Raw genomic sequence first — 18,579 nt, 5'->3', positions numbered from 1 at the left:
GTGCCTGTTCTGGAGGTTCTCGGCAATGGCAATCAGCGTGTTCGACCTGTTCAAAATTGGTATCGGCCCGTCCAGTTCCCACACCGTGGGGCCCATGCGCGCTGCGGCGCTGTTCGTTGAAGCGATGCGCGCGAAGTCGTTGCTGCGCGATGTGCGTCGGGTCGAGGTGCAGCTGTTCGGCTCGTTGTCAGCAACAGGCATCGGCCATGGCAGTGACAACGCGGTGATCATGGGTTTGATGGGCGAGTGGCCAGACGCGATCGATCCGTCGCAGATTGGCCCGCGCATCGAGTTGTTGCGCCAAACCCAGACCCTGCTGCTGGACGGTCGCCTGCCGGTGCCTTTCGTCTGGTCCCGGGATATGCGCCTGCTCGACGAAAACCTGCCGTTCCACCCCAACGCGATGACGCTGGTGGCCGAGGGTGACCACGGCGAGTTGCACCGCGACACCTATTATTCAGTCGGCGGTGGCTTCGTCGTCGATCAGGCCCAGGCGTCCAGCGGCGTGGTGGATCTGGACGTCACTGAACTGCCTTACGATTTTTCCAGTGCCGAAGAACTGCTCCAGTTGTGTAGCACCCACAACCTTCGGGTGGCCGAGCTCATGATGGCCAACGAAAAGGTCTGGCGCTCGGAGGAGGAGATCCGCAGCGGCCTGATGAAACTCTGGCGGGCGATGCAGGATTGCGTCGAACAGGGTCTCAAGCATGAGGGCATCTTGCCCGGCGGTTTGAATGTGCGCCGGCGAGCGGCCAAGTTACACCGCAGCCTGCAAGAGCTGAACAAGCCCAATGTCATCGGCTCGACGCTCAGCGCCATGGAATGGGTCAACCTGTTCGCCCTGGCGGTCAATGAAGAAAACGCCGCCGGTGGGCGCATGGTCACGGCCCCGACCAATGGTGCGGCGGGGATCATTCCGGCGGTGCTGCATTACTTCATGAAATTCAGCGAAGCGGTCACCGATGCCAACGTTGTGGATTACTTCCTCGGCGCGGCGGCGGTGGGCATCCTGTGTAAAAAGAACGCCTCTATCTCCGGTGCCGAAGTCGGTTGCCAAGGGGAGGTGGGCTCGGCCTGCGCCATGGCGGCGGCCGGCCTGGCGGAGATCCTCGGTGCGACGCCTGAGCAACTGTGCAATGCGGCGGAAATCGGCCTGGAGCACAACCTTGGCCTGACCTGCGATCCGGTGGGCGGCCTGGTACAGGTGCCGTGTATCGAGCGCAACGCGATAGCCGCGGTGAAAGCCATCAACGCCGCGCAGATGGCGCTGCGCGGAGACGGCCAGCACTTCATCTCTCTGGACCGGGTGATCCGCACCATGCGCGATACCGGCGCCGACATGCATGACAAATATAAAGAGACATCGCGCGGTGGACTGGCGGTCAGTGCGGTGGAGTGCTGATCTCCTCGCCAGAGGCGATCGCATATCGCTCACAAAATGCACACTGATCCACAAACGCGCCACCTTTTAGCGCGTCGCAAACAGACATGACACCGTTTGTCGGACCCACCGCTGTTCGTCCCTCGACCGTTCGTCATTCGCACCTGTGGTGATACCGGTTGCGCAAGTGGCGCAGCCCAGTTCCCACAAGTGCTACCGTTCTGCTCACGGCCAACGGTGGCGGGTGCCTGCCGCCCCTGATGGCACCTATAACCCACACTCATCGCGTGCCTTATTTAGACTGGCCGCGATGTCGTTTTCAGGATTTATTGAACACGCATTCAATTTAGGCATGGCAATTGCTCTATCGATGCAAAGCCCGTCTCTTGCGTAGAGACCGAGGGCAACAACCAATAAAAAGAGCCTCCGCCTGAGGCCATCACTTGCTTTGTGTGAGGAGATACCGCGATGACGACGTCCAACTCAGGGGCCCAACCCCAGAACCGTGCGCCTCAATCCATCGGCTTTTTGCTGCTGGACAATTTCACGCTCATTTCCCTGGCGTCCGCGGTGGAGCCGCTGCGCATGGCCAACCAGCTGTCCGGTCGTGAGCTGTATCGCTGGACCACCCTCACTGTTGATGGCGGCCAGGTCTGGGCCAGTGATGGCTTGCAAATCACGCCGGACGCGGCCATGCACAAAGCGCCGCCCATCGACACCGTCATTGTGTGTGGCGGCGTGGGCATTCAGCGCACCGTCACCCGTGAACACGTGTCATGGCTGCAGAGCCAGGCCCGTCAGTCCCGGCGCCTCGGCGCGGTCTGCACCGGCAGTTGGGCCTTGGCCTGCGCGGGTCTGCTGGATGGCTTCGATTGCAGTGTGCACTGGGAATGTCTGGCGGCAATGCAGGAAGCCTTTCCGCGGGTATCTATGAGCACCCGTCTGTTCACCCTCGACCGCAACCGCTTCACCAGTTCCGGCGGCACCGCGCCACTGGACATGATGCTGCACCTGATCAGCCGCGATCACGGCCGCGAGTTGTCGGCAGCGATCTCCGAAATGTTTGTCTATGAGCGCATTCGCAACGAGCAGGATCACCAGCGCGTGCCACTCAAGCACATGCTGGGCACCAATCAGCCGAAGTTGCAGGAAATCGTCGCGCTGATGGAAGCCAATCTCGAAGAGCCGATCGACCTGGACGAACTGGCGGTGTACGTCGCCGTCTCCCGGCGCCAGTTGGAGCGCTTGTTCCAGAAATACCTGCATTGCTCGCCGTCGCGCTATTACCTCAAGCTGCGGCTGATCCGGGCGCGGCAACTGCTCAAGCAGACGCCGATGTCGATCATCGAAGTGGCGTCGGTGTGCGGTTTCGTCTCCACGCCGCACTTCTCCAAGTGCTACCGCGAATACTTCGGCATTCCACCGCGCGACGAGCGCGTCGGCTCCAACACCGCGCAGCAGGTAGCGATGATGCCGCTGCCACAGGCGCTGGTGCTGTCGCCATTGTCTGGCCCGTTGTCAGCGTTGAGCCAGGCACGTAATGAGTCGACGTTTGCCAGTGTGAGGCTCTAAGACCGAGGCGCCGTCAATCGCGAGCAGGCTCGCTCCCACAGGTTCTGTGATCGACACCGAATCACTGTGGGAGCGAGCCTGCTCGCGATAGGTTTTTCAGACGTTCTGGTTTTTCTGATACTCCGCCAAAGCCGGCAGCAGCTGCAGATCAATCGCCCGGCGCACGGCGGGCAGGATGGTGGCGCCGCTGATGTACATGTCCTTGACCATCTTGCGCAGTTCATTGGCGCGGGCCGTGTCCAGCCCGCGCACCGCACACTCGCAGGCCTGTTCGGCGGTGGAGCCGCTGGGTATTTGCAGCCCCAGGGCCTTGAGCTGGCCCAGCAGGTCTTCCTGGTCGATCAAATCGGCGTACATCATGACGCTTTTCCTTGTTCAGGGATTGGGGTCGTGACTCGATTCTGGTAGCCGGCCGAAGCGGCGGCAAGGGCAAATGGTCGCGATGTCATGAATGACTATGGGGGCGTCGTTTTCGGCTAACTTGCCCAGGCCTGGACTGGGCACACTGGCCCCAAGCTGAATCACGACGGTTTGGTCACCCTCGCGCAACAGCTCCTCCAGTAACGCAACTGCCCCGATCCAGTCACGGCTTGATCGGGGATTTTTTTGCCTGGGTGAATCAGAGGGTGATGGGGTGTTGGACAGACCGCTATCGCGAGCAGGCTCGCTCCCACAGGGACTCTGTGTCGTGCACAAGGTCTGTGGGAGCGAGCCTGCTCGCGATGAACGATGACGCGGTCTACCGTTGCAACACCAGAATCTTCGACAGCAACTCATCGCGATCCACATAGCACCCTTGGAAATGTCGAGCTCCGGTGGCCGGGTCGAAGGCATTGCGGGCGTGCAGGGTACGGCGGTTGTCGAAACACCACAGTTGGCCGGGTTCAAGCCTTTGCATCAGGCGGAACTGCGGCTCGCGAGTCAGCGCTATGAAGCGGCGGTAGGCACGGTAGAGCCTGGGCATCTGCTCGACCGAGGTGTCGAACGGCCCGCGCAGAAAGTTCGCCATGCGGATCTCCGAGACCTGTCCCAGGGCATCCAGCGCGATAATGGGCGCCAGGCAGCGGTAATCACTGTGGCGGTCCTTGTTGCGAAACTCCACCGGGATTTCACACAGCGCGGCAAAGGCCTCGGGGTCTTCCTGGCGCAGCGCCTCGGCGATGGCGAAACCGTCGACAAATAGGCTCTCGCCGCCGTCGGCGTTATTCACCAGGCAATGCAGAAACTGTAATCCTGGTTGCAGCTCCCGGGTGGGCAGGTCGCTGTGCAGTGGCAGGTTGAAAGCGGTGTAGGCGTTACTGTCGGCATCGGCCTTGGATTGCACGTTGAACAGCACGCCGAAGTTGCTCTGGCGGATGAACGAAATCTGCTGGGCGATCAGTTTCAGCGAGCCGGGTTCGGTGGGTACGCCGCGCACCTGGGTCAGGCCAATGTCGCGCACCGCCAGCAACCATTGCAACAACGTATCGGTGTCGTCCATCAGTGCCTGGTAATCGAACACCGGCAGTTGCAGATCGTGCCGCCAGAGCTGGCGCTTGGGCTTGCTCGCCAGGCGTTCAGCCCTGGACTGATCATCGTAGGCATGGGCACGCAGCCAGCCTGGGTCGAAACGGCTTTGGTGGCCGTCCTGCCAATCCACGCACAGGCAGCCTTCACTGTCGAGGCGGGTCGCGCCGGGGGCCAGGTCTTCAGGTACATCGACGATTTCCAGCACCTGCTCGCGGGTCACGGTGTAGACGCATTGCGGGCAGGGGCAGTTGTCCCGCAGCCACTGATGATGGAAGGGGCTGATCCGACCGTCGGCCCAGGTGACCCGCACCCGGTCGGTCAAGGGCGTCACTGCGGTCAATGCACAGATCAGGGGGTAACGACGGAAGTCGGCAAAAGCGGCGGCGGTGTTCATGGCGATCTCCTGTTCGGGTTTTATCGGGCCGGCGGCAATGCGATGACCCGGCCGATATAGGCCGGCGGCGACAGGTCGGATTGCTCCGTGAGCAGGGCTTTGAGCTTGCCCAGGGTCTGTTCCGTGAAGGGCGCCGAGCGCGGGCCGGCCAGGTCGACGTGCAGCAGCATCTGCTCGTTGCCGGCCAGTTCCTTATCGCCGCCGACCAGGTGCAGGCTGTGGTAGAGATGCAGGCGTTTGGCGTCGTGGCCGATGATCTGTGTACGCACCTCGACCTGGGCGTCGAGCTTCACTTCGTGCAGGTAGTTCAAGTGCAGTTCGAGGGTGAACAGCGAGTGGCCGCTGGCTTCGCGGTTCTGGCTGTCCATGCCCAGGTGATCCATCAGTGCGTCGGTCGCGTAGCTGAAGATCAACAGGTAATAGGCATCGCGCAGATGGCCGTTGTAATCGACCCATTCGGGGAGGATGCGGGTTTGGTAGGTGGTGAGGGTGGGCATGTTTCTGGTTCCGACAGTTGTGGTGACTGGGCTGGCGTTATCGCGAGCAGGCTCGCTCCCACAATGAACTTCTGGGTGAGACAGATCGCATTCACACCTCAAATCCTGTGGGAGCGAGCCTGCTCGCGATGGGGCCAGACCTGCTGATCCAAAAGCCAAGGTTTACTCGCTGAAGGCCATCCCATGCTTTTCTTTGGTGGTCTTCACCGCTTCCAGCACTGCCAGCAGGCAATCATCACGATAGCGCTCCAGGGCCGAGATGCTGCGGCTGCCCAGTTGCTCGCTCGTGCCGTCCACCACATCGTCGATCAGCTTGTCGGTCAGCTCCGGCGCCGGCAGGTAGGTCCACGGCAACTGCAACGCAGGGCCGAATTGAGCCATGAAATGGCGCATTCCGGCATCGCCACCGGCCAGTGTGTAAGTCAGGAACGTGCCCATGAACGACCAGCGCAAGCCGGCGCCAAAACGGATGGCATCGTCGATTTCGCCGGTGGTAGCCACACCGTCGTTGACCAGGTGCAGGGCTTCGCGCCAGAGCGCTTCGAGCAGCCGGTCGGCAATGAAACCGGGCACTTCCTTGCGTACATGCAGTGGGCGCATGCCGAGGGACTCATACACCCGCATCGCGGCCTGTACCGCTTCGGGCGCGGTGTTTTTGCCGCCGACGACTTCCACCAGCGGCAGCAGGTAGACCGGGTTGAACGGGTGCCCGACCACGCAGCGTTCCGGGTGGGTGGAACCTTCATAGAACTCGCTTGGCAGCAGTCCCGATGTGCTGGAACCAATCAGCGCATTGGGCTTGGCGGCGGCGCTGATCTGGCCGTGCAGCTCGAGCTTCAGCTCCAGGCGCTCGGGGGCGCTTTCCTGGATGAAATCGGCGTCGCGCACGCATTCTTCGATGGTCGCGACAAAGCGCAGCCGATCCTGGGAGGCACCGGGTGCCAGGCCTTGTTTCTCCAGTGCGCCCCAAGCGTTGGCCACGCGTTTGCGCAGCGCTGCCTCGGCACCCGGCGCCGGGTCCCAGGCCACGACGTCCAGGCCATGGGCGAGGGCGCGACTGACCCAGCCGCTGCCGATAACACCGCTGCCCAGGGCGGCGAAGGTCTTGATGTCGGTGATAAAGCTCATGGTGATTTCCTGAAAAGGGTTCGCTGATCTAAATGTGGGAGCGAGCCTGCTCGCGATGGCGCTGTGTCAGTCGGCACATCAGTCGCCTGTTTCACCGCTATCGCGAGCAGGCTCGCTCCCACAGGGGAAGGTGTCGGTTGGGTTTAGCCGCGGGTGGTCAGACCCATCTTCTTGCGCCCCTCCGCCGGCGTGAGCACGCGCGCGCCGAGGCGGCTGAGGATTTCGCTGGCGCGTTCCACCAGTTGGCCATTGGTGGCGAGCACGCCTTTGTCCAGCCACAGGTTGTCTTCCAGGCCGACCCGCACGTTGCCCCCCAGCAGCACGGCCTGGGCCGCCATCGGCATTTGCATGCGGCCGATGCCGAAGCCGGCCCACACGGCGTCCGCCGGCAAGTTGTCGACCATGGCTTTCATGGTGGTGGTGTCGGCCGGCGCTCCCCACGGGATGCCCAGGCAAAGCTGGAACAGCGGGTTGTCCAACAGGCCTTCCTTGATCATCTGCTTGGCGAACCACAGGTGGCCGGTGTCGAAGATCTCCAGCTCGGCCTTGACCCCCAGTTCGGTGATGCGCTTGGCCCCGGCCCGCAGTTGCGCCGGGGTGGAAACATAAATGGTGTCGCCGTCGCCGAAGTTCAGGGTGCCGCAATCCAGGGTACAGATTTCCGGCAGCAACTCCTCGACGTGGGCCAGGCGGGTCAGGGGGCCCACCAGGTCGGTATTGGGGCCGAACTCCATGGGATTTTCGCCGCCGCCGATCTCCAGATCGCCGCCCATGCCGGCGGTGAGGTTGACGATGATGTCCACGTCCGCCTCTCGGATGCGCTCCATCACTTCGCGGTACAGCGCCACGTCACGGCTGAACTTGCCGGTCTGCGGATCGCGAACGTGGCAGTGGACCACCGTGGCGCCGGCCTTGGCGGCCTCGACGGCGGCTGCGGCGATCTGTTTCGGGGTGACCGGCACGTGTGGGCTTTTGGCGGTCGTGTCGCCAGCACCGGTGAGTGCGCAGGTGATGATGACGTCGTGGTTCATGGTGCAGGTTCCTTACAGGCGTGATGAGTCACTGCGCAGCCGATTGGCGCTGCGCAGATGGATGGCGTTTGTTCAGTTGCTGGTCAGTTTCAGGTTGTCGGCGGCAGGCTTGCCATCGAAGCTGGTAACGCCTTCGAGCCAGCGTTGCTTGTCTTGCGGATTATCCTTGAGCCATTGCTTGGCCGATTCGAGCGGGTCCTTGTGATCCAGCAGTGGCTGCATCATCCGGCTCTCGTCTTCGGCGGTGAACGTCAGGTTGCTCAGCAGACGGCTGACGTTCGGGCATTTTTGCGCGTAGTCCGGCGCGGTGACGGTCCATACGGTGGCCATGCCTTCGTTCGGGCCGAGGGCGTCTTCGCTGCCGGTGAGGTAGGTCATTTGCACGTTGACGTTCATCGGGTGCGGCGCCCAGCCGAAGAACACCACGGCTTCCTTGCGCCGCACGGCGCGGTCCACGGCGGCCAGCATGCCGGCTTCGCTGGATTCCACCAGTTGGAATTTGCCCAGGCCGAACTGGTTCTTGGCGATCATCGCCTTGATCTGGGTGTTGGCGCCGGAACCGGGTTCGATGCCGTAGATCTTGCCGCCCAACTCTTTTTCGAATTTGGCGATGTCGGCGAAAGTCTTCAGCCCTTTGTCGGCCAGATAAGTCGGCACGGCCAGGGTGGCGCGGGCGTCCTTGAGGCTGGGTTGCTCCAGGACCTTGACCTGTTTGGCCTCGACGAACGGGGTGATGGTCTGGGTCATCAGTGGGTTCCAATAGCCCAGGAACATGTCCAGGCGCTGGTCGCGGATGCCGGCGAAAATGATTTGCTGGGAGGCGCTGGTCTGTTTGGTCTTGTAGCCGAGGCCGTCGAGCAACACTTGGGTCATGGCGCTGGTGGCGATGACATCGGTCCAGTTGACCACACCCAGGCGCACGTTCTGGCACGCGGCGGGATCGGCTGCCATCGCAGCGGAACTCAGGAAGGTGGTGGTGCTGAGTGCAAGAACGCAGGAGCTGATCAGTCGTTTCATGTCGGGTTCCTCGGCAGTCTTTGTTATGGGTTCCGGCATCTGCGCGCCGGTGATGCCAAGTTACGCAGCCAGCCTGCCGGCAAAACGCACAGCGGCGACTCGCTCTTGCACTGCAGCGACCTGTGGCGTATCAAGGAGCGCACGCTACCCGCCAACCGAGTGCGCTACATGTCCCAGGATTTCTACTTCTTGTTGATGCCGGGTTTTTCGGCCATCGGTTTCATTTCGGCCATCGAACCGTTGCGGGTCGCCAACCGCTTTCGCGGTGAGTTGTACCGTTGGCATGTGTTGAGCGCCGATGGCGGGGCGGTGCTGGCAAGCAATGGCATGTCGGTCAACGCCGATGCCGCGTTGGAGTCATTGAAGAAAGGCGCGACCCTCTGGGTGGTGGCGGGGTTCGAACCGCTCAAGTTCGTGACCCCGGCGTTGGAGCGCTGGCTGCATCGGCTGGACAACGAGGGCGTCACCCTGGGCGGCATCGACACCGGCAGTGTGGTCCTGGCTGAGGCGGGGCTGCTGGAAGGCCATCGCGTAACCCTGCACTGGGAAGCGATCGAGGCGTTCAAGGAATCTTATCCACAGCTGAGTGTGACCCAGGAACTGTTCGAAATTGACCGCCGGCGCATCACCTGCGCCGGCGGCACTGCGTCCATCGACCTGATGCTGGACCTGATCGGCCAGGCCCATGGCCCGCAACTGGCGATTGAGGTCAGCGAACAATTTGTGCTCGGCCGCATCCGTCCGCGCAAAGACCACCAGCGCATGGAAATTGCCAGCCGCTATGGCATTCGCAACAAGAAGCTGGTGCACGTCATCGGCGAGATGGAAACCCACAGCGAGCCGCCCCTGAGCACCTTGGCCCTGGCCGAATCCATCAACGTCACCCGCCGCCAGCTCGAACGCCTGTTCCGCCTGCACCTGAACGACACTCCCAGCAACTTCTACCTGCGCCTGCGCCTGGAAAAGGCCCGGCAACTGTTGCGCCAGACCGACATGAGTGTGCTGGAAGTGAGCATCGCCTGCGGTTTCGAGTCACCGTCGTACTTCACCCGCAGTTATCGAGCGAGGTTTGAACGGTGCCCGCGGGAAGATCGGCGGCGCCAAGGGGATGGGCGGGAGGTGGTTTGACAGGCTTTTATACTCAATTATGTTCGCGACTAAATTACACCTGTCGCCATAATTGAGTATAAAAGCATGCGTTGACCACCGAGGCAGGGGGCAACGCCATGTTCACCGGCTCCAATCGCGACAAGCTCGTTCGGACCTCTGTGGGAGCAAGGCTTGCCCGCGACGAAAGCGGCGCGGTGCATGGGAGAGCGAGGCGCCTGTATCGCGGGCAAGCCTTGCTCCCACACAAAAAACTGCCGCAAGTCCAGTGTTTGGCTGAAAGAGGCTTACTTCTTCACCAGCGCCGAACACGCCGCCTTATAAGCCTCATGCTGATACTTGTTCAGCGTCGCGGGCAATGCGAAGTCGTGTTTCTTGTTCTGCGCATTGATGGTCTGCGGCGACAGCAGCGTCACCTCACAACCCTCAAGCAACTGGAAAACCCCTTCGATCTTGAACGTGGTCGGCCCGCCGGCGAACTCGCCTTTCTTGCTGCGCTTCTTGATGGCGATGCGGTCGATACCGTTATCCACCACGAACGCCCGGACCTGGGCGGCGAACGCCTTGACGTTGGCGGCCTCGTCATCATCGTCCAGGGCGATTTTCTTGGTATTCAGCGCGACGTGACTCAACGCCTGTGGATCCAGCGAGGCAACGGCAATGATCGCTTCGCTGCCTTTGATTTCGATGCCGCAGATTTTCATGTGAATTCCTTTGCTCGATAGTGGCGTGCAGCTTACAGCTCCAACTGATCGGCATGGATACCAAAGGCGGCGGCAATTTTTTCGCGAGTTGCCCGGCGAGGTTTGGCGACTGATTCCTGCTGGGCAAACGCCGGTTGAGAAATACCCAGGCGCCTGGCGACCTCATCCTGGGTCAAGTTCAGATGTTCGCGCCATGCGCGGATGGGCGTGGCGCCGTCGACGATACGACTGACCACTTCATGAGGAATCAGATCGGGTTCCATTTTTTTTTGCGCAACGTATTGGGCATACGGAATGACCACGAATGCAGGATTCCCGTTTGCGTCGTTTATGATCTGAATATCAGTAGGTACGTTCATCGCGTTTCTTGACCTCTTGAATGCTGACGACCTTGATCGCCCCGTCCCGAACCTGGGCCTGATGCATAGAGTGCATTTTCAGAAGCTGCTTAACGGCCTTTCTGGTCCAGTGAATAGTGTTCATGGAGGAATATAAGTCTTTTATAAGATTTGCTAATCCTGACTTATATTTTCTCTAGGGCCAACGTATGAACGGTGTCTGAATATTGCTCCGTAAACGGCCCTTTATTCCTGCCCAATCGACTCCAAGAACTCCGACCGGTCATCACTCACCTGGGCCATGCAGTCGTTTTCGGCGATTTTGTAGGCTTCGCTGCCGGGTTTGGCCGGGAAGGCGGCGATGGCGCAGTCGGCATCGCGTTGTTTTTGCCACAGTTGCTGGGCAACTCTGATTTTGCTGGTGATGTCGTTGAGCTGGGCCTTGTTGTCGGCGTAGAGGGTTTGCAGACGTTCGTTGAGGCTCTGCAGGTTGTCGGCGAGCAGTTGTTCGGCGGCGGCTTTGCCGTAGGCCGAGCAGGCCAGGGTCTGGACGTCGTTTTCCACGGCGTCGCAGGGGTTGTGTTCGGTGTCTTCGGTCGCGTGGGCGACGGTGCTGATCAGAGCCAAAGCCAGGATGATTGATTTCATTGCGTTGCCGCTCGAGTCCAGTGAAAGCCAGTGATGCGGCAGATTCTGGCGTAAGCCTCGGGTAAAGAACAGACGGGTAGGGTGGCCCGCTCATAGCCCTTTGTCGTGGATTGACGCTTTCGGCAATTCCCCTGTCGTTTTTGCACCCGGTCGCCAATGCACCGAGGCATATGCTGGCCCCAAAGCGCCGGCACACGATTCGGCGCATGAATCGCTGACAAAAGGGGACTGCCTGATGAGCCCAGCCGAATTGCACGCCGACAGCATCGTTATCGACGGGCTGATCATTGCCAAGTGGAACCGTGACCTGTTCGAAGACATGCGCAAGGGCGGCCTGACTGCCGCCAACTGCACGGTGTCGGTGTGGGAAGGTTTTCAGGCCACCATCAACAATATTGTGGCCAGCCAGAAACTGATCCGCGAAAACAGCGATCTGGTGATCCCGGTGAAAACCACCGCCGATATCCAGCGCGCCAAGGCTCAAGGCAAGACCGGCATCATCTTTGGCTTCCAGAACGCCCACGCTTTCGAAGACCAGCTTGGCTACGTCGAGATCTTCAAGCAGCTCGGCGTTGGCGTGGTGCAGATGTGCTACAACACCCAGAACCTGGTGGGCACCGGCTGCTACGAGCGTGACGGCGGCCTGTCGGGCTTCGGTCGTGAAATCGTCGCCGAGATGAATCGGGTCGGCATCATGTGCGACCTGTCCCACGTCGGCTCCAAGACCTCCGAAGAGGTCATCCTCGAATCGAAGAAACCGGTCTGCTACTCCCACTGCCTGCCCTCGGGCCTGAAGGAGCACCCGCGCAACAAATCCGATGAAGAACTGAAGTTCATCGCCGACCATGGCGGTTTTGTCGGCGTGACAATGTTTGCGCCGTTCCTGGCCAAGGGCATTGATTCGACCATCGACGACTACGCCGAGGCCATCGAATACACCATGAACATCGTCGGTGAGGACGCCATCGGCATCGGCACCGATTTCACTCAGGGTCACGGTCAGGATTTCTTCGAAATGCTGACCCACGACAAAGGCTATGCCCGTCGGCTGACCAGCTTCGGCAAGATCATCAACCCCCTGGGCATCCGCACCGTGGGCGAGTTCCCGAACCTCACCGAGACGCTGCTCAAGCGCGGCCATCCAGAGCGGGTGGTGCGCAAGATCATGGGCGAGAACTGGGTCAACGTCCTGAAAGACGTCTGGGGCGAATAAAGCCGCCGCATCACTGAATCCTTAACCTGCGGCCATTAGCGCCGCAGGCATACCACGAATTTTCGGAGTTAAGTTTCCATGGCCAAAATCGCCCCTCAATTGCCTATCGAAGTCGACAGTGAAACCGGTGTCTGGACCTCTGATGCCCTGCCGATGCTCTACGTGCCGCGGCACTTTTTCGTCAATAACCACATGGGCATCGAAGAAGTGCTGGGCGCCGACGCCTACGCCGAGATTCTCTACAAGGCCGGCTACAAATCCGCCTGGCACTGGTGTGAAAAAGAAGCCGAATGCCATGGCCTGGAAGGCGTCGCGGTGTTTGAGCATTACATGAAGCGTCTGTCCCAGCGCGGTTGGGGCCTGTTCAAGATCCAGGACATCGACCTGGATAAAGGCACCGCCAGCGTCAAGCTGGAACACTCGGCGTTCGTCTACGTGTACGGCAAGGTCGGGCGCAAGGTCGACTACATGTTCACCGGCTGGTTTGCCGGCGCCATGGACCAGATTCTCGCCGCCCGTGGCAGTTCGATCCGCACCGTGGCCGAGCAGGTCTACGGCGGTTCCGAAGAAGGCCACGACGACGGCCTGTTCATCGTCAAGCCGTTGTAAGTCGAGGATCGCGCCATGGCTTTTGAAGCAATGTTCCAGCCGATCCAGATCGGCAAACTGACCATCCGCAACCGCGTGCTCAGCACCGCTCACGCCGAGGTCTACGCCACTGACGGCGGCATGACCACCGACCGGTACGTGAAGTATTACGAAGAGAAGGCCAAGGGCGGCATCGGCCTGGCGATCTGTGGTGGATCGTCGGTGGTTGCCATCGACAGTCCGCAGGAATGGTGGAGTTCGGTGAACCTGTCCACCGACCGCATCATCCCGCACTTCCAGAACCTGGCCGACGCCATGCACAAGCATGGCGCCAAGATCATGATCCAGATTACCCACATGGGGCGTCGCTCGCGCTGGGACGGCTTCAACTGGCCGACCCTGATGTCGCCGTCCGGCGTGCGCGAGCCGGTGCACCGTGCGACCTGCAAGACCATCGAGCCGGAAGAAATCTGGCGGGTGATCGGTAACTACGCCCAGGCGGCACGGCGTGCCAAGGCCGGTGGCCTGGACGGCGTCGAGCTGTCCGCCGTGCACCAGCACATGATCGACCAGTTCTGGAGCCCACGGGTCAACAAGCGTACCGACGAATGGGGCGGCAGCTTCGAGGGGCGGATGAAGTTCGGCCTGGAGGTGCTCAAAGCCGTACGCGCCGAAGTGGGCGACGACTTCTGCGTGGGCATGCGCATCTGCGGTGATGAGTTCCACCCGGACGGCCTGTCCCACGAGGACATGAAGCAGATCGCCAAGTACTACGACGACACCGGCATGCTGGATTTCATCGGTGTTGTGGGCTCGGGTTGCGACACCCATAACACCCTGGCCAACGTTATCCCGAACATGAGTTATCCACCGGAGCCGTTCCTGCACCTGGCCGCCGGTATCAAGGAAGTGGTCAAGGTTCCGGTGCTGCACGCGCAGAACATCAAGGACCCGAACCAGGCCACGCGGATCCTCGAGGGCGGTTACGTCGACATGGTCGGTATGACCCGTGCCCACATCGCCGACCCGCACCTGATCGCCAAGATCAAGATGGGCCAGATCGACCAGATCAAGCAGTGCGTCGGCGCCAACTACTGCATCGACCGCCAGTACCAGGGCCTGGATGTGCTGTGCATCCAGAACGCTGCAACCTCCCGTGAATACATGGGCGTGCCGCACATCATCGAAAAATCCACCGGGCCCAAGCGCAAAGTGGTCGTCGTCGGTGCCGGCCCGGCCGGGATGGAAGCGGCGCGTGTGGCCGCCGAACGTGGCCACGACGTGACCCTGTTCGAGAAAAAGGAATTCATTGGCGGGCAGATCACCACCGCTTCGAAAGCCCCGCAACGGGACCAGATCGCCGGCATTACCCGCTGGTTCCAGCTGGAACTGGCCCGGCTGAAAGTCGACCTGCGCCTGGGCGTGGCGGCGGACGCGGCGACCATCATGGACCTGCGTCCGGATGTGGTGGTGCTGGCCGTCGGCGGGCATCCATTCCTCGAGCAGAACGAACACTGGGGCGCCGCCGAAGGGCTGGTGGTCAGCAGCTGGGACGTGCTCGATGGCAAGGTTGCACCGGGTAAGAACGTACTGGTCTACGACACTATTTGTGAATTCACCGGCATGTCGGTGGCCGACTTCCTCGCCGACAAGGGCAGCCAGGTCGAAATCGTTACCGACGACATCAAGCCGGGCGTGGCCATTGGCGGGACTTCGTTCCCCACTTACTACCGCAGCATGTACCCCAAGGAAGTGATCATGACCGGGGACATGATGCTGGAGAAGGTCTACCGCGAAGGCGACAAGCTGGTGGCGGTGCTGGAGAACGAATACACCGGTGCCAAGGAAGAGCGCGTGGTGGATCAGGTAGTGGTGGAAAACGGCGTGCGACCGGATGAAGAAATCTACTACGCGCTCAAGGAAGGTTCGCGCAACAAGGGCCAGATCGACGTCGAAGCCTTGTTCGCGATCAAGCCCCAACCGTGCCTGGAGCAGAGCGGCGATGGTTACCTGCTGTTCCGCATCGGTGATTGCGTAGCGCAGCGTAATACCCACGCCGCCATCTACGACGCGCTGCGGTTGTGCAAGGATTTCTAACGGCTTGCACATAGCCCTGTGGGAGCGAGCCTGCTCGCGATGAACGATAACGCGGTCTGCCTGAGGCACCGCGGCGCCTGAATCGCGAGCAGGCTCGCTCCCACAGGAACCGAGTAAGGCATCTCGACCTGCAAGACCTGAGGTCTTTGGGAGCTTCACCATGCTGAACACCCTTCTTCCCATCCTGCTGTTCGCTGCCCTGGGCCTTGCGGTCCTTGGCGCTTTGCGGCGGGTGAACATGTGGCGCCGGGGGCGACCGTCCAAGGTCGACCTGATCGGTGGTCTTTTCGCCATGCCCAAGCGCTACATGGTGGATTTGCACCATGTGGTGGCGCGGGACAAATACATCGCCAACACCCACGTCGCCACGGCGGGTGGTTTTGTGCTGGCGGCGCTGCTGGCGATTCTGGTGCATGGTTTCGGCCTGCAGAACCGCATTCTGGGCTATGCCTTGCTGTTCGCCACGCTGCTGATGTTCAGCGGCGCGATCTTCATTGCCCTGCGTCGTCGCAATCCACCGTCACGGCTGTCCAAAGGGCCGTGGATGCGTTTGCCCAAGAGCCTGTTCGCGTTCTCCATCAGTTTTTTCCTGGTGACCTTGCCGGTCGCCGGGATCTTGCCGGCCGACTTCGGGGGCTGGGTGTTGGTGGCGCTGTTGGGCCTGGGCGTGCTTTGGGGTGTGTCGGAAATGTTCTTCGGCATGACCTGGGGCGGGCCGATGAAACATGCCTTTGCCGGGGCCCTGCACCTGGCCTGGCACCGCCGCGCCGAACGCTTTGGTGGCGGCCGCTCAACCGGTCTCAAACCTTTGGACCTGAACGACCCCGCAGCACCGTTGGGCGTTGAGAAACCCAAGGATTTCACCTGGAACCAGTTGCTCGGTTTCGACGCTTGCGTGCAGTGCGGCAAGTGCGAAGCCGCGTGCCCGGCCTTTGCCGCCGGCCAGCCGCTGAACCCGAAAAAACTCATCCAGGACATGGTCGTCGGCCTGGCCGGCGGCACCGATGCGAAATTCGCCGGCAGCCCCTACCCATCCCTTGACGGCAGGGGTAAACCGGTGGGCGAACACAGCGGCAATCCACACCAGCCAATCGTCAACGGCCTAGTGGACGCCGAGACGCTGTGGTCCTGCACCACTTGCCGGGCGTGCGTTGAGGAATGCCCGATGATGATCGAGCACGTCGATGCCATCGTCGACATGCGTCGTCACCTGACCCTGGAGAAAGGCGCCACGCCGAACAAGGGCGCTGAAGTACTGGAAAATCTCATCGCCACCGACAACCCTGGCGGCTTCGCCCCGGGCGGGCGGATGAACTGGGCGGCGGACCTGAACCTGAACCTGCTCAGCGAGGTGAAGTCCACCGACGTGCTGTTCTGGGTCGGCGACGGTGCCTTCGACATGCGCAACCAGCGCACTTTGCGCGCCTTCGTCAAAGTCCTCAAGGCGGCGAACATCGACTTTGCCGTGCTCGGCCTCGAAGAGCGCGACAGCGGCGATGTGGCCCGGCGCCTGGGTGATGAAGCGACCTTCCAGCTGTTGGCCAAGCGCAACATCCAGACCCTGGGCAAATACAGCTTCAACCGGATCGTCACCTGCGACCCCCACAGCTTCCACGTACTGAAAAACGAATACGGCGCTTTCGATGGCAACTACCGGGTGCAGCACCACAGCACTTACCTGGCAGAAGTCATCGAGGCCGGCGCCCTGAACCTCGGCCAGCACAAGGGCGACAGCGTGACCTATCACGACCCCTGCTACCTGGGCCGTTACAACGGCGAATACGAGGCGCCACGCCAGGTGCTGCGTGCGCTGGGCATCGAGATCAAGGAGATGCAGCGTTCCGGTTTCCGCTCCCGTTGCTGCGGCGGTGGCGGCGGCGCGCCGATCACTGACATTCCGGGCAAGCAGCGTATCCCCGATATGCGCATGGAAGACATCCGCGAAACCGGCGCCGAACTGGTGGCAGTGGGTTGTCCACAGTGCACCGCGATGCTTGAGGGGGTGGTTGAGCCACGCCCGATGATCAAGGACATCGCTGAACTGGTGGCCGACGCTCTGCTCGAAGACGCGGTTGCGAACAAACCAGCGGTTCCGGCCAAACGTGAACCTGCGGAGGTGCACTAATGAGCGACATCATCCGCCGCGACCCTCGCGCCGAGTGGATCGCCCGTAACCGCCTGCACCCACTGCACGCGGCCATGCAACCGGTCCAGCACAGCTGGATGGGTCCCAACGGTGTCATCCGCAAGAACGTTCATGGTGTCGGATTCATCGGCCCCAACGGCATCAAGCGTATCGACCGCAGCGGCGCCCAGCAGGGCGGCGCGACCAAGCGTACCGCGGCAACTGAAGTGCAATTGCCGCTGCATCAGGTGCCGCAACCGGCGTTTTATATCTGCGTGGTGCCAGACATGGTGGGCGGTCGTCTCAGCAGCCACGACCGCGATCTGCTGGGCCTGGCCCATCAATTGGCCGGTGCCGACGGCGCGGTGCTGGCGGTGGTGTTCGGCGAGCACAAGGAAAGCACCTTTGCCACGGCCGGTGTCGACCGCTTGCTGGTACTGGAAGGCGAGGCGTTCAGCGGTTATGCACCGGAACAGCGAGTCCAGGGTCTGCGGGCTGTGGATAACCAATTCAACCCACGCCATTGGCTGCTGCCTGACAGCCGCACCGGTGGCGGCGAACTGGGCCGGCGGTTTGCCGCAGCCCTGGGCGAGCGCCCGGCCACACGGGTCTGGCAGGTCAAGGGTGAGGAGTGCATCGGCCGGGCCGGTGCCGGCCTGCAAGATTTGGCGCGGCCTTTGGCGCGGTTGATCCTGGCCGCGGCCGAATGCGCCGAACCGGTGAGCGAAACCCGCCACGAAGCCTTGCCGGTGGAGTTATCCACAGGCGTGGCCCGCAGCTTGTCGCGCATCGAAGACCTGGGCGCGGTGGCGGTGGACCCGGGCGCGATCCCGATGGCCGAAGCCGAATTCATTTTTTCCGGCGGCAACGGGGTCAAGGACTGGGCGCTGTTCCACCAGACCGCTGCGGCCCTGGGCGCCACCGAGGGTGCTTCGCGGGTAGCGGTGGACGATGGCTTCATGGCGCGGGATCGCCAGGTTGGCGCGTCCGGCACCTGGGTTACGGCGCGGGTCTACGTTGCGGTGGGGATTTCCGGGGCTATCCAGCACCTGCAGGGCATCGGCGCCTGCGACAAGGTGGTGGCGATCAACCTCGATCCGGGCTGCGACATGATCAAACGGGCAGACCTGTCGGTGATTGGCGACAGCGCGGCGATTCTCCAGGCCTTGATCGCGGCGGTAGAGGCGTACCGCAACGAAGCCAAGCGCGATGCGGCTTAAGCTAAGGATT

At 61.7% G+C, this 18,579-nt stretch carries 17 protein-coding genes; 8 read left to right on the top strand and 9 right to left on the bottom strand.

The genetic code is table 11. The features are described from left to right. The first annotated feature begins 25 nt into the window (after positions 1–25). A complete protein-coding gene (locus PSH91_RS24690) occupies positions 26–1,402 on the top strand; it encodes an L-serine ammonia-lyase (protein WP_047230368.1) in 1,377 nt (458 codons plus the stop codon). 447 nt (positions 1,403–1,849) lie between these two features. Next, entirely contained in the window at positions 1,850–2,953 is a 1,104-nt protein-coding gene (locus tag PSH91_RS24685; RefSeq protein WP_047230369.1) for a GlxA family transcriptional regulator, read from the top strand. A 96-nt stretch (positions 2,954–3,049) separates the two neighbouring features. Here PSH91_RS24685 and PSH91_RS24680 read toward each other — a convergent pair whose 3' ends face one another. The 6 genes from PSH91_RS24680 to choX all read right to left on the bottom strand — a co-directional run bounded on the left by PSH91_RS24680 (position 3,050) and on the right by choX (position 8,529). Further along, positions 3,050–3,313 carry a hypothetical protein gene (locus PSH91_RS24680; protein ID WP_047230370.1) on the bottom strand — a complete coding sequence of 88 codons (264 nt, stop codon included), beginning with the start codon at positions 3,311–3,313 and terminating at the stop codon, positions 3,050–3,052. 379 nt (positions 3,314–3,692) lie between these two features. Then, the gene (locus PSH91_RS24675) at positions 3,693–4,856 is read right to left on the bottom strand and encodes a gamma-butyrobetaine dioxygenase (RefSeq protein ID WP_305466898.1); all 1,164 of its coding nucleotides are present in this window, start codon (positions 4,854–4,856) and stop codon (positions 3,693–3,695) included. Positions 4,857–4,876: 20 nt separating this feature from the next. Continuing rightward, the gene (locus PSH91_RS24670; protein WP_047230372.1) at positions 4,877–5,353 is read right to left on the bottom strand and encodes a thioesterase family protein; all 477 of its coding nucleotides are present in this window, start codon (positions 5,351–5,353) and stop codon (positions 4,877–4,879) included. A 162-nt stretch (positions 5,354–5,515) separates the two neighbouring features. Beyond that, the gene (locus PSH91_RS24665; protein WP_281459765.1) at positions 5,516–6,481 is read right to left on the bottom strand and encodes an L-carnitine dehydrogenase; all 966 of its coding nucleotides are present in this window, start codon (positions 6,479–6,481) and stop codon (positions 5,516–5,518) included. 143 nt (positions 6,482–6,624) lie between these two features. Beyond that, positions 6,625–7,512: a 3-keto-5-aminohexanoate cleavage protein gene (locus tag PSH91_RS24660; RefSeq protein ID WP_076383396.1), complete on the bottom strand. Its 888-nt coding sequence runs from the start codon at positions 7,510–7,512 to the stop codon at positions 6,625–6,627. A gap of 72 nt (positions 7,513–7,584) precedes the next feature. Continuing rightward, positions 7,585–8,529, bottom strand: a complete 945-nt coding sequence (gene choX / locus PSH91_RS24655) for a choline ABC transporter substrate-binding protein (RefSeq protein ID WP_305466897.1) — start codon at positions 8,527–8,529, stop codon at positions 7,585–7,587. A gap of 168 nt (positions 8,530–8,697) precedes the next feature. On the opposite strand from choX, the gene PSH91_RS24650 reads away from it, so the two are divergent. Then, positions 8,698–9,657: a GlxA family transcriptional regulator gene (locus tag PSH91_RS24650; protein WP_139048986.1), complete on the top strand. Its 960-nt coding sequence runs from the start codon at positions 8,698–8,700 to the stop codon at positions 9,655–9,657. Between the two features lie 266 nt (positions 9,658–9,923). Here the strand turns inward: PSH91_RS24650 and PSH91_RS24645 are convergent, their stop codons facing one another. The 3 genes from PSH91_RS24645 to PSH91_RS24635 all read right to left on the bottom strand — a co-directional run bounded on the left by PSH91_RS24645 (position 9,924) and on the right by PSH91_RS24635 (position 11,326). Then, positions 9,924–10,340: a DUF3010 family protein gene (locus PSH91_RS24645; RefSeq protein ID WP_047230377.1), complete on the bottom strand. Its 417-nt coding sequence runs from the start codon at positions 10,338–10,340 to the stop codon at positions 9,924–9,926. Between the two features lie 32 nt (positions 10,341–10,372). Continuing rightward, the gene (locus PSH91_RS24640) at positions 10,373–10,699 is read right to left on the bottom strand and encodes a helix-turn-helix domain-containing protein (protein WP_047230378.1); all 327 of its coding nucleotides are present in this window, start codon (positions 10,697–10,699) and stop codon (positions 10,373–10,375) included. A gap of 225 nt (positions 10,700–10,924) precedes the next feature. Continuing rightward, positions 10,925–11,326 (bottom strand): lysozyme inhibitor LprI family protein, encoded by a 402-nt coding sequence (locus PSH91_RS24635; RefSeq protein WP_047230380.1) that lies wholly within the window; start codon positions 11,324–11,326, stop codon positions 10,925–10,927. 235 nt (positions 11,327–11,561) lie between these two features. On the opposite strand from PSH91_RS24635, the gene PSH91_RS24630 reads away from it, so the two are divergent. The 5 genes from PSH91_RS24630 (at position 11,562) to PSH91_RS24610 (ending at position 18,569) form a co-directional block, all read left to right on the top strand. Beyond that, positions 11,562–12,539: a dipeptidase gene (locus PSH91_RS24630; protein ID WP_047230381.1), complete on the top strand. Its 978-nt coding sequence runs from the start codon at positions 11,562–11,564 to the stop codon at positions 12,537–12,539. A gap of 78 nt (positions 12,540–12,617) precedes the next feature. After that, complete coding sequence (locus PSH91_RS24625; RefSeq protein WP_030139308.1) at positions 12,618–13,148, top strand: DUF5943 domain-containing protein; 531 nt, start codon at positions 12,618–12,620, stop codon at positions 13,146–13,148. A gap of 15 nt (positions 13,149–13,163) precedes the next feature. Next, complete coding sequence (gene dgcA, locus PSH91_RS24620; RefSeq protein ID WP_047230382.1) at positions 13,164–15,224, top strand: dimethylglycine demethylation protein DgcA; 2,061 nt, start codon at positions 13,164–13,166, stop codon at positions 15,222–15,224. Positions 15,225–15,384: 160 nt separating this feature from the next. Then, positions 15,385–17,349 (top strand): dimethylglycine demethylation protein DgcB, encoded by a 1,965-nt coding sequence (gene dgcB, locus PSH91_RS24615; RefSeq protein WP_305466896.1) that lies wholly within the window; start codon positions 15,385–15,387, stop codon positions 17,347–17,349. Further along, complete coding sequence (locus PSH91_RS24610; RefSeq protein ID WP_305466895.1) at positions 17,349–18,569, top strand: electron transfer flavoprotein subunit alpha/FixB family protein; 1,221 nt, start codon at positions 17,349–17,351, stop codon at positions 18,567–18,569. The genes dgcB and PSH91_RS24610 overlap by 1 nt, the downstream gene beginning before the upstream one ends. The last annotated feature ends 10 nt before the right edge of the window (positions 18,570–18,579 follow it).

It is taken from the genome of Pseudomonas sp. FP1154 (assembly GCF_030687245.1).
GTDB lineage: Bacteria > Pseudomonadota > Gammaproteobacteria > Pseudomonadales > Pseudomonadaceae > Aquipseudomonas > Aquipseudomonas rhizophila.
This window is presented reverse-complemented; position numbering and strand designations above follow the sequence as displayed.